Source organism: Moorena sp. SIO3B2 (assembly GCF_010692525.1).
Lineage (GTDB): Bacteria > Cyanobacteriota > Cyanobacteriia > Cyanobacteriales > Coleofasciculaceae > Moorena > Moorena producens.
Map to the genome: position 1 here is coordinate 1 of NZ_JAAHHE010000201.1, position 11,763 is coordinate 11,763.

Sequence of the window (11,763 nt, forward strand, 5' to 3'; positions counted from 1 at the left end):
ACTTTTATAAAACCACCTCTAATACCACGGTTTGGATCGCGAAGTTGAATATTATCTTCTAGTTCAAATGCACAAGGGAGTTTAGCAGACCAGCATAGCTCATGCTCTTCTGGAGAGATATCTTGTGGAGAAAAATAATTAATACCATTGACTTGTTTTTTTACTAAATCTGACGTCATCATCTGGGGAGGGATAATCAGTCGATAGGACGTTTTTTGATTCAAAACAATAACTAAGGTAATAAGAGATAAAGCTAAATAACTAGTTATCCTAAATATCGGAGGAATTATCCATAACTTTGATACCGGTAGTTTTTTGGTAATCAGTAAATTTAAATTTCCGATTTTTTGATGACAAACTATAGTAATATATAAACCAGGTAGAAGAATTAGATATCCTAGTCCAAATCTGATCACAGGAGCATAAAGCATCATAAATAAAGTTCCCGAAATAGCTAAACCTAAGACCCAAATCAAACCCCAGAGGCGATGAATGATTGATGTGCGGAGAATATAGATGGCTAATAAAATTGAAATTAAAATTATTCCAGTCGCAATTTGATTTAGAGTACTAGAACTGAACCACTGCCAAAATAACCAAAGCCAGGGATTTGAATTTGGGGGAGGTGAGCCAAACCAGGTTCCCCAGCCGCGAGTGTTTTCAGCAACTGCTTCAGCGTCTTCCGCTGTCCAAGACCAGGGTAAATCCAGACAGAAGAAGGATGATGGAAAAAGTGGGCAACCAGAGGTGATGATATTGACAGCGCACATGGGTGATAAGAGTAAACTCGTGATGACACCACCTATCACTAGTCGTTGCACACAAAACCTACTGAAAACAGTATAAAAAATAACTGATATGAATAATAGGGGTAGAGAAGTAAGCTTTATGGTTACAGCTCCAGCTGCTAAAATCAGTGGGATAAATTCATCGTAAAATTTATTATTAAATTTATTTTTAAAACTAGAATTTTTACCCCGAGTTACGGATGATGAGCGATGGTGAGCAATGATTAAAATTGCCCAAGCGATGATTACGGTGAGGAAAATTACTGGGATATCTGGCGATGGAGATACCAGGATATCTGACATCAAACTCGATAGAGCTAGGAGAGGGAGTACAATCAATGAGCAGATGACGATAAACCAGTCACTGAGCTGTGCTTTATTGGTGAATAGTTGAGCTAAAGCAATCAGAAAGTGTACTATTGCGAGAAGAAAGGCAAAGCCATTGGTTATCGCACTAACTTGAGCATCGAAAATTGGAGGGTTAAACGGAGCAGCGAGCGCAAACCACGATGAGGTAAAACCAAGCTGCTGAAGGAGCAGGGCGATACCTGGCACTGCTCCATACTCGGACAACCATCGGATGGCTCCATAGTGATAGAGACCTGTGTCAAGCCAAGTTACTTGTCGGCTGGTGAATGCTGCGACACCAAATTCTAAGGTCAACAATCCCAAGGCTAGGTTGGGAAACAGCATGAAACATAGATTAGCAATTTCATCGCGGGTAGGTTGTGATGTCAGAGACAATAAACTCAGACTAACAGCGGTACACCAGCCTACCCAGGAATTGAGGGGAAATACTAGGGAGGTTGCTAGCAGTGCAATGGACAGCACAACGATGCCCAACCACACTGCTGCAATAATGCGATCGCTAACTCGTTTAAAGGAATCCGCTTGCAGTACATTCAGCACAGCAGTTCCGATCAAGTAGCAAGGAATAAGTAGAAAATTCCAAGTCGTGATAAAGTAGAACATGCCAATAGCCTATACAGGCTGAAAAACTGAGTCCTCTACTGAATCCTGTTTTTGCTTTAACTCTTCTGTGGTAAATTCTTCATAGTAAGAACGCTCAGTATTTACCTGCCACAGATCATGATTTTCCCCCAGTAAGTTCTTAACTGCTAGCATTCCGGTTAACATCGAATGGTCTTGATTGTTGTAGCGATGCATCCCATTACGTCCAATGGTTTGTAGGTTATCAAAGTCTGCTAAAAAATCTTGAATCACTTGTAAATGCTGACGATAATCACGGTCGTAAACTGGGTAAGCTTTAGGTTGGCGCAACACAGTACCATCCTCTACAGCCTTGGCATCCGCCAGACCTAAACTCGCCAATTCACGGGTGGCTAAATCCAGCAATTTGGGATCAGATAGATTCCAGATTTCATCTCCCTCATTACAGAAGTATTCTAAACCCAGACAGGTCTTGCTAGGATCCGATACCATTTTTGGACTCCAATTCTTAAAATTTTGGATGCGACCCACTTTCACCTCTGGACTATGGATATAAATCCACTGATCAGGAAATAGATCTTTAGCATCAATAATGAGCGCTACAATAATAAAAGCTCGATAAGATAGGGATTTTGCTGCTTCGATTACCGCTGGTGGGGGAGGTGGGTCGAGTTTTTTAACCAGTGCTGTCACTGGCATACTGGAGATGAAATGGTCTCCAGAGATACTGATAGTTTTTTCATCCTGCAAAGCAGTAATGCTTTTGATATGATTGCCATCTCGTTGAATACTAGTCACTACAGTATTCAGTCTTACCTGACCACCTTGATTATCTACTGCTTGCTGAAATTTTTCCCACATCATCCCTGGTCCAAGTAGCGGGTAATCAAATTCCTTAATCAAGCTTTTGCTATTTTGACTTCCGAACAAAGCATTGATGATTGCTCGTTTTAGAGATAATTTTTGAATTCGCTGTGCTGCCCATTCTGCTTGAATTTTATCACAGGGTATGCCCCATACTTTCTCCGTATAAGTTTTAAAAAATAGTCTGTATAAACGACGACCAAAGCGATCGCTTACCCATTCTTCAAAGGTTTCAGGTTCATGCCAAGGTCGCAATTTTGCCTTGATTTTTGCCTTGAAGTAGCTGAGCAACATAACCAGACTGGTAATGATGCCTAGATTCGATAGGGTGTTAAAGATTGAGAGGGGATAGTCGTAGAATTTACCCTGGTAATAAATGCGTGACATGCGGGGAACTTTGATAAAATCTTCCCCTAAAACCTCTTGCCAACGTTGATGCGCTGCTTCTACTTTGGTATAGAAGCGATGACCACCAATATCGAAGCGATAGCCTTTGTAGACTTCGGTGCGAGCAATACCACCGACTTTATTGGATTTTTCTAGAACGATAGATTTAATGCCTTGTTTAACCAGGTCATAGGCAGCTGTAAGACCAGCCGGTCCTGCGCCTGTAATCACTACGGGATAATGTTCCATTGATTAAAAATAGTGCGTCAGTGGTGAGTGCGTCAGTGGTGAGTGTTTAGTGCTTAGTAGGACAATATTGATTTTTATTCCATAGCGATAGCAATTCTAGGTTAAACCTAAGGTTAAACGTTATTTTAAACGTCGATAGTAACTGTTATTGTTCAGGATTTTAATACTCATAAATAAACCCGATTTTAGTTTATTTTTAAATAAAGATTTATAGCGTTTATCATACTTATGATGTACATTCATTTTTATTACCGTTACTCCCTACTCCCTACTCCCTACTCCCTACTCCCTAAAACCCACTACGAAAGTACCTCAACCAATTTATCCCTGCTATAAACTTGATAGCTTAGGCAAGTATATCCGAGGTTGTAGGTACTTTTGAAAGCAATGACGAACTATACCAATGGCAAACGCAAGTCCGCTGTAAAAGTAATACAGCCAGTGCCATGGAATGGTTCGTATAGTGAATAGTAGACCACGCTTTTGATAAAAGAATTGGTAGACAGGTCTGTTGAGTACTAGCAGGGCGAGACTAAATACACAAGTAGCCATAGCAATCAGAGTACTAGACCACCAATAAGCTGTAACTAAAGCACCTAGTAGAGCATAGACCAACACCACACTAATACGACTAGACAGCTTTAGGTTCAAGTCACTGATAAACTCACGACAGTTTTCCGGACTTGCGTCGCGAACCTTGAGAATTACGGCAGTCCAGGGCAAGGCGCGGTAGAAAAAGTCAGCTCTAAGGAGAGAAATTATGCCCCAGGGCTTGAGATGTTTCACCCGTAGAGTCTTACACAGCTTAATCCTGTAACCTTCTTGCTTGAGTCGATAGCCTAACTCAATATCTTCAATACAGGGTTGACGATAATTTTCCTCAAAGCCACCCATGGCAATAAAGATGTCACGACGGATTGCGCCACAGGCACCCCAAAAGGTAAATGCTTCTTCAGATGCAGTTTGATGAGTGTAGTGGTGGAGTAAATTTTTGTACTGGGAAAGGAAATTAGCAGCACCGGGAGAATCGTCATAAGAACCAATTAAAGCGGTTAAATTAGGTTCATTATTAAAAATTTTCACCACTTGACCAATAGTATCCGGATAGATGGCTACATCAGCATCTATAAAAAACAGGATATCGGTCTGTGCTACTTTAGCTCCCAGGTTTCGGGCTTTAGCCGGACCCCCTGCTGTGGGCAATCGAATTACTGTGGCTCCAAAGTCTTGGGCTAGACGCCATGAGCCATCAGTATCGCCATCAGCTACTACAATCACTTGATCGGGAGGGGGTGCAGCTTGAGATAGTCTGGCAAGACATTGACGAAAGTCTTCCCCTCCGTTGTATACGGGGATGATGACGGAGATAGTTAGTTTAGCAGAGTCAACCATTCTTTAGAGAATTTACCTTCAATTACTGATTGAGATTTTGAGATTAAATCGTTACTATGCATCTCAATAATACCCTCGTATAGTTTAACATTATTTTAGTTAAAATTATTAGATTACACTAAGTTTGACAAACTAGTTTATTGGCTTTAACAAAACTATATAAGAATCACCAGTAGGGATTTTTTTAAAAAAAAATCCTGAATTGACTAAGTAACTCTGTACTTGTAATACAGGTTGTGTCTACAGGTTGAGCAGTCAGCCATCCGCTATCAGCAGTCAGCCCATAGTCAGCCCATTTGATATAGCTAAACGCTGATAGCTAAATTAAAAGCTTTGCTGAATCTTCGAATGAATAGGAGTAGAGTGGGCATCCTGCCCGCCCGAAAATATATTGAAACTGGCAAGATGCCAGTTCCACGGCAAGATGCCCATTCCACAGCAAGATGCCCATTCCACAGCAAGATGCCCATTCCACAGCAAGATGCCCATTCCACAGCAAGATGCCCATTCCACAAAACTCTTAAAATCATTCCATTATTAAGCAACGCTAAATTAAAAACTCAGTTTATCCCTGTGGAAAGTATAAATATAAAATTTAAATCACCAAATGTCGGTTGTTAAAACAGTTGATAGCTTACCACTGGTTTCAGTGATTATCCCTGCCTATAATACAGAGCAGTTTATTGAAATCACATTACAGTCTGTTCTTTCTCAGACCTATAAAAACCTGGAATTGATAGTGGTAGATGACGGTTCTCAAGACCGGACAGCTGAGATTGTTCAATCTATTGCTAAGCAAGATCAGCGTGTTATCTTACTACAACAACCAAATTTAGGGGTGGCTGCTGCTCGGAATTTAGGGATTCAAAACACTAAGGGAGACTATATCGCTCCCCTGGATGCTGATGATATTTGGTATCCGCAAAATTTAGAAAAGCAAATGAAACGCTTCTTGGCAACAGATCCAGCGGTAGGGTTGGTTTATGCTTGGTCGGTGGATATTGATGAGGAAAATTCACTGACTGGAGATTTCCGTGCTTCAAGTATAGAGGGAAAGGTTTATAAAACTCTGGTATGTCATAACTTTTTAGGCAATGCTAGTGCATCTATGATTCGCGCCTGTTGTTTTGAGACCGTTGGTGGCTACAACTGTCAACTGAAGGCACAACAGGCTCAGGGGTGTGAGGATTGGGAGCTCTATTTGCGAATTGCAGAACATTATGAATTTGCTGTTGTGCCGGAATTTCTGATTGGCTATCGCAAAATTGTTAGTAGTATGTCTCGCGACTACAGCCAAATGGCTAAGTCTCATGGTTTGATGCTACGTGACGTTCAACAAAGGCATCCAGAGATTCCAGCAGCGCTTTATCGATTGTCTAAGAGTAGTTTTTATATGTATTTGGCACGACAAAGTAGTCAGTGTAGTAGCGATCGCAGTACGTTATTTTGGCTATCTCAAGCTTTAAAAGCTGATTTTATTACGCCTATTTTTCGCTATGGGTTGTATATCTTGTCCCTTAAAAGCTTATTGAGAATTATCACTAAGCTTAAATCCGGTAATTATGTTAATAAACCGGGTGTAGGCGTAAGTCCTGCGGATTTAAATAAACGCCGATGGAGTCTATATTTCAAGCTCTTGCTTGGAAATTTATTACACCGTTCACTGCTGATAATATAAGGAAGTTTTGGTTATGCTTTATCCAATCAAAGTGGTGGACATTGAATTGAGCCGCCCCCTGACTACTCTTGATGGTTTAGATGGCTATATTGCAGTGAAAGGACTGGTTCGCTTCCATGGTGCGCCAATTGGATATGTTCAAGCACCGATTACTAATGGTTACTGCACAGCAGAAACCTTAAGTAAACTTATTCTGGAAGGCCATAGCGAGACGATTATCAATCGCCTTTTGTACAATGGATTATCCTTACCCCTCGGACGCGAAAGGTTGTGTCTTGAGGATTTGTTTGATGTGTCACCACCAGAGTATAAGGGCAAGTTGCCGTTAGTAACAGTTGCGGTTTGTACTCGCGATCGCACTGCTGATCTTGCTCTATGTTTAGACGCTATCAATCAACTCGATTATCCTTACTTAGATATTTTAGTTGTTGATAATGCTCCCACCAGTGATGACACTAATAAACTGGTGGAAACTTATACTAATGTTCGTTATATTTGTGAACCTCGTCCGGGTTTAGATTGGGCGAGAAACCGAGCTGTTCTTGAAGCTAAAGGAGACATTATTGCCTATACTGATGATGATGTAGTAGTTGATTCAGCATGGGTGAAAGCCTTAGCCCTAGTGTTTATTAAACATCCTGACGTTATGGCAGTGACTGGGTTAGTTGTGCCTTATGAATTGGAAACCGAAACACAAGTGCTGTTTGAAATGTATGGTGGCTTCGGGCGAGGCATGAGCCGTAAATGGTATCAGGTTAATCGAGGCAACAAAATGCCTTGGTATTTCGTGGGTACTGGAGAATTCGGTACAGGGGCAAACATGGCTTATCGCCGCTCAGTATTTGATGATATTGGTTTCTTTGACCCTGCTTTGGATGTGGGTACTGTGACTAATGGTGGTGGTGATTTAGAAATGTTTTTCCGGGTGGTTAAGGAAGGACATACCCTGGTCTATGAGCCTAGTGCCATAGTGCGCCATCGACATCGACGGGATTATGCTAAGTTGCGTACGCAAATTACTAATAATAGTATTGGTCTGTTTTCTTACTGTATCCGTAGCCTCTTTGCCTATCCAGATGATTGTCTTTCTTTCTTGCGGGTTTTGATCGGGTGGATAGTTTATAGGAATTTAATACGTCTGTGGATTAGTTTCAAACATCCCATTCGCTTCCCACGGGATTTAATTCTGGCTGAATTAAAAGGCTGCTTCACTGGTTTAACTCGCTATCACAAAGCTCGCCACACTGCTGCTGAGATTACTAAATCTTTCGGTGAGCAAGAACGGGAAACAGAAGAGGATGTAGATAGTGCTACCTACCCGATTTTTTCTGACCATATATTTCCTGCTCTGACTAAGGAAGAAATTCCAAGAATTAAAACCAATCCAGGTATAGCAGTGCGGACTGTCGATCTACGGGAACCTTTACAGGCATTAACTGATGTAAAAGAGTACTCATCGGTGCGAGTTTTTGTGAAATGGCATGATCAGTTTTTAGGTAGCGTTGATATTGCTAACCCTGATCGAGGGATTAGCAAGAGTCGCTTAATTGAGGTTATTGTCAATCAGTTTGGTATGAAGCTGCTGGAAGTAAACCCTAACTTCAGTAGCTATTACTGCTATACTCAAGCAATATCTATCTTAACTAATCACTATAAAGTCACGGATAAAGAGACTGATTTACTAACCTGTTTACCTGATAAAATACCAATCTCTCTTATCATCGCTACCTATGACCGACCCCAAGATTTGCGGAAGTGTTTGTGCAGCCTAGTTGCCCAAAAGTCTACTCGACAATTGGAAATTATTGTAGTTGATAATCATCCCGCTTCTGGTTTGACTCCACCAGTGGTTGCTGAGTTTCCTGATGTTGTCTTAGTTAGTGAATCCCGTCAGGGACTAGCATATGCTCGCAATGCTGGGTTTGTTGCTAGTACTGGGGATATCGTGATTGCGACGGATGATGATGTTACTCTGCCACCAGATTGGTTAGAAAAGCTAATCGCTCCTTTTGCTAGACCGGATGTGATGATTGTCACAGGTAATGTTTTGCCCCTACAGTTGGAAAGCTTAGCCCAGCAGTCTTTTGAAAATTATGGCGGCTTGGGACGGGGCTTTGAGGAGTTCGAGGTTAACGGAGATTGGTTTGAATCTTTTCCACGCCATGCTGTACCAACTTGGCAGTTAGGAGCAACCGCTAATGCTGCTTTTCGTGCCAGTATCTTTAGTCATCCCAAGATTGGTTTAATGAACGAAGCCCTCGGTCCCGGTATGCCTTCAGGAGTTGGTGAGGATACTTACTTATTCTATAAGGTCCTTAAAGCTGGCTACGCCCTGGTCTATGAGCCAAACGCTTATGTCTGGCATAAGCATCGCACTGAGATGCCAGGGCTACATCGTCAGCTTTATAACTATAGTAAAGGTCATGTTGCTTACAATCTGACCACATGGCTACAGGATGGGGATTGGCGAGGATTGGTGCAAATAGTGCTGGGATTGCCACTTTTTCATTTATCTCGCATCTATCAACGGCTCAGAGGTTGGAGCGATTATCCAATCTCCCTAATCTGGTTGGAAATGACAGGTAATCTGGCTGGAGTTTGGTCTTTGTGGCAGTCCCATCTGCGGGTTAAACGTGAAGGTCGTATAGCAAAGGGAGTAGGGAGTCGGGAGTCGGGAGTCGGGAGTAGGGAGTCGGGAGTCGGGAGTCGGGAGTCGGGAGTCGGGAGTAGGGAGTAGGGAGTAGGGAACAAAAATTATCACAATATTGTTTCACTCTCGTAAAACAATAATCTCAGCCAAAGACTGAAACTTTTATTTAATCAAGGTTTTAAGTTTTTTTGAATAACTAAAAAATTAAATCACAATGGGTTAAATAAAGCCCTATCAAGCTTTAATTTACTGCTTTATTAAAGTCTAAAAAAATAGTAATATAGCATTTTAAAATAGATCATCAAATAATCGGATCTATTTCCTACTATTCCCTATTTACTGCTCCCTGCTCCCTGCTCCCTGCTCCCTGCTCTCTAAAAACCAGGGAGGGCGAAATTACCTAAACCAATTGACAACTGCTGTCAAATGCTATATTACTCCAATGTCTTCAATACAACATCGAAAATCAAAACTCAAACAATTTTACAAGTGGCGGCTTTCTTATCTCTATGATTTGCTACGAGAGCTAGTTAATCGGGAGATGAAGCTACTCTACAAACGGTCAGTTTTGGGAGTAGCTTGGATGCTGCTTAATCCACTACTCCAGCTAGCTGTATTTTCCTTTGTTTTCCGTTTTGTATTGTCGGTTAATATTCCTCAATATACCTCCTTTGCATTTTCTGGTTTGTTGGTATGGACATGGTTTAACACGTCTCTTTTTCAAGCCACTGGGGTGATTATTAGTAATCGCCCCCTGATCCGACAACCGGGTTTTCCCAACGCTATCTTACCGGTGGTTACCGTAACAACAGGTCTGATTCACTTTATTCTAGCCCTGCCAATATTAGTTATCTTTCTGTTAATCGATGGTGTTCAGCTACAGCCAGTAATTATACTGTTACCAATCCTACAAGCTCTACAGTTTTCCGTTACCATTAGTTTAGCCTATATACTAGCTGGGCTTAATGTAATATTTCGCGACACCCAGCATACTATCGGTGTACTTCTACAGCTGTTTTTTTATCTCACACCTATTTTTTATGAAATTACTAATGTGCCCAAAAATTACCAGTTTTTCTATTACCTTAACCCGATGGTGCATCTGGTTACCGCCTATCGCGCTGTACTAATTAAAGGAACACCACCGGATTGGATAGCTCTGCTAGTTATGGCTTTGGTCACGGCAGTGTTTTTACCTATCGGTCTTCAAATTTTCCGGTGGCAGAGCGATCGCTTTGTGGAGGAATTATAGATGGTTGATGCAATTATTGTTCAAGGACTCGGTAAACGCTTTAACTACTATCATCCTGAGCGACCGCTTACTATTATGGAGGCGGCGCTGTCGGGTTTTCGGCATATTATGGCAGCGGAAGGGTTTTGGGCGTTGCGGAATATTACGTTCAAGGTTTCCCCAGGCCAAATGCTAGGCATTCTCGGTCACAATGGAGCAGGTAAATCAACGTTATTGCGCTTGATTGGTGGGGTTGGAAAACCGGATGAAGGGAAGGTTAGGGTTAATGGCTCCATTGGAGCGCTGCTGGATTTGGGGGCTGGTTTCCATCCAGATTTGACTGGGCGAGAAAACGCTTTTGTTAGTGGTGTTGTAGCAGGTCTTACTCGTCAAGAGGTGGGGCGGCGTTTTGATGAAATCGTGACGTTTGCTGAACTTGAGCAGTTTATCGATAACCCAGTCCGCACTTATAGTACAGGGATGCAGATGCGGCTGGCGTTTTCGGTGGCTGTACACACAGACCCAGATGTGATGCTAGTTGATGAGTTTCTGTCCGTTGGGGATTTGGCATTTCAGGCTAAGTGCTTGGAACGAATTGCTCAGTTGAAAGAGTCTGGCTGTGCTATTGTCCTAATTTCTCACAGTAGCGAGCAAATTGAGCAACTTTGCGATCGCGCTTTGTGGCTACAACAAGGACAAATCATGGCTTACGGTGAGCCAAAAGTGGTAGCAGGACAGTATGTCAATCAAATGCGATCGCAAACCCAGCAACCTACTCCCAACAGACCTGCCCAACTGACTAGGTCTGGTGTGGAACTGCGAATGAATGAAAACCGGTTTGGCTCTCTAGAAGTAGAAATTACCGATGTGCTGCTGTTACCTAGCTTAGAGATTAATAGTGGTGATTCCTTGGCCATTGACATTGAGTACTTGTCACTTCAACCAATTGATGGACTAATTTTTAGTGTCATCATTAGCACTGAAGATGGTCAAATCTGTCTTGAGACTAACACAACTACCATGGGAGCATCCTTACCAGGTATTAAAGGTAAAGGAAAAATAAAACTCCATCTATCCCGCTTAGATTTAAACGGTGGTAAGTATTTTGTTGATGTTGGGGTTTATGAACCGAATCGGGCTTATACCTATGACTACCATTGGCATGTGTATCAGCTTTTAGTGCGTTCAAAAGATAGCGAAAAAGGTATTATTAGCCCACCGCTTCGTTGGGATGTTGTTGAAGGTTGAAAGTTGGTTGAAGGTTTAAATTTGGTTGAAGGTTGAATGTTGGTTGAAGGTTGAATGTTGGTTGAAGGTTGAATGTTGGTTGAAGGTTGAATGTTGGGTGAAGGTTGAAGGTTGGGTAAAAGTTGAATGTTGAATGTTGTTCGCCTTTGGCGTTCGGTGAAGGGTAGGTTTAATGTTGCTTGATTGTTGACTGAGGAACAGGTAATAGGCAACAGGTAACAGATTTAGCTTTACGATTCCCGATTCCCGATTCCCGATTCCCGATTCCCGATTCCCGATTCCCGATTCCCGATTCCCGATTCCCGATTCCCGATTCCCGATTCCC

General features: G+C 42.0%; 8 protein-coding genes and 1 pseudogene. 5 read left to right on the forward strand and 4 right to left on the reverse strand.

Going from position 1 to position 11,763, the window contains the following annotated elements; genetic code table 11:
* The 3 genes from F6K38_RS27495 to F6K38_RS27505 form a co-directional block, all read right to left on the reverse strand.
* Positions 1-1,760, reverse strand: a 1,760-nt coding sequence (locus F6K38_RS27495; RefSeq protein ID WP_287358237.1) for an LIC_10190 family membrane protein, incomplete at its 3' end; no start/stop codon positions are given.
* A 9-nt stretch (positions 1,761-1,769) separates the two neighbouring features.
* On the reverse strand, positions 1,770-3,239 hold the full coding sequence (locus tag F6K38_RS27500) for an NAD(P)/FAD-dependent oxidoreductase (RefSeq protein WP_008178612.1): 1,470 nt from the start codon (positions 3,237-3,239) through the stop codon (positions 1,770-1,772).
* A gap of 330 nt (positions 3,240-3,569) precedes the next feature.
* The gene (locus F6K38_RS27505) at positions 3,570-4,631 is read right to left on the reverse strand and encodes a glycosyltransferase family 2 protein (protein ID WP_008178611.1); all 1,062 of its coding nucleotides are present in this window, start codon (positions 4,629-4,631) and stop codon (positions 3,570-3,572) included.
* A 348-nt stretch (positions 4,632-4,979) separates the two neighbouring features.
* Here F6K38_RS27505 and F6K38_RS27510 point away from each other — a divergent pair, with 348 nt between their 5' ends.
* From F6K38_RS27510 to F6K38_RS27530, 5 genes are all read left to right on the forward strand, one after another.
* Complete coding sequence (locus F6K38_RS27510; RefSeq protein WP_131827009.1) at positions 4,980-5,252, forward strand: hypothetical protein; 273 nt, start codon at positions 4,980-4,982, stop codon at positions 5,250-5,252.
* Positions 5,239-6,309 carry a glycosyltransferase family 2 protein gene (locus F6K38_RS27515; protein ID WP_008178608.1) on the forward strand — a complete coding sequence of 357 codons (1,071 nt, stop codon included), beginning with the start codon at positions 5,239-5,241 and terminating at the stop codon, positions 6,307-6,309. Before F6K38_RS27510 ends, F6K38_RS27515 begins: the two co-directional genes overlap by 14 nt.
* A 13-nt stretch (positions 6,310-6,322) precedes the next feature.
* On the forward strand, positions 6,323-9,046 hold the full coding sequence (locus F6K38_RS27520; protein ID WP_287358240.1) for a glycosyltransferase: 2,724 nt from the start codon (positions 6,323-6,325) through the stop codon (positions 9,044-9,046).
* Positions 9,047-9,401: 355 nt separating this feature from the next.
* Positions 9,402-10,211, forward strand: a complete 810-nt coding sequence (locus tag F6K38_RS27525; RefSeq protein ID WP_287358243.1) for an ABC transporter permease — start codon at positions 9,402-9,404, stop codon at positions 10,209-10,211.
* Positions 10,212-11,438 (forward strand): ABC transporter ATP-binding protein, encoded by a 1,227-nt coding sequence (locus F6K38_RS27530; RefSeq protein ID WP_008178601.1) that lies wholly within the window; start codon positions 10,212-10,214, stop codon positions 11,436-11,438.
* Between the two features lie 15 nt (positions 11,439-11,453).
* On the opposite strand, the pseudogene F6K38_RS27535 reads toward F6K38_RS27530, so the two are convergent.
* Positions 11,454-11,763 (reverse strand): annotated as a pseudogene (locus tag F6K38_RS27535) (hypothetical protein); the annotation flags it as partial.

Coding starts and splice junctions, on each gene's coding strand:
- F6K38_RS27500 (WP_008178612.1), bottom strand. CDS start 3,239: ATGGAACATTATCCCGTAGTGATTACAGGCGCAGGACCGGCTGGTCTT.
- F6K38_RS27505 (WP_008178611.1), bottom strand. CDS start 4,631: ATGGTTGACTCTGCTAAACTAACTATCTCCGTCATCATCCCCGTATAC.
- F6K38_RS27510 (WP_131827009.1), top strand. CDS start 4,980: ATGAATAGGAGTAGAGTGGGCATCCTGCCCGCCCGAAAATATATTGAA.
- F6K38_RS27515 (WP_008178608.1), top strand. CDS start 5,239: ATGTCGGTTGTTAAAACAGTTGATAGCTTACCACTGGTTTCAGTGATT.
- F6K38_RS27520 (WP_287358240.1), top strand. CDS start 6,323: ATGCTTTATCCAATCAAAGTGGTGGACATTGAATTGAGCCGCCCCCTG.
- F6K38_RS27525 (WP_287358243.1), top strand. CDS start 9,402: ATGTCTTCAATACAACATCGAAAATCAAAACTCAAACAATTTTACAAG.
- F6K38_RS27530 (WP_008178601.1), top strand. CDS start 10,212: ATGGTTGATGCAATTATTGTTCAAGGACTCGGTAAACGCTTTAACTAC.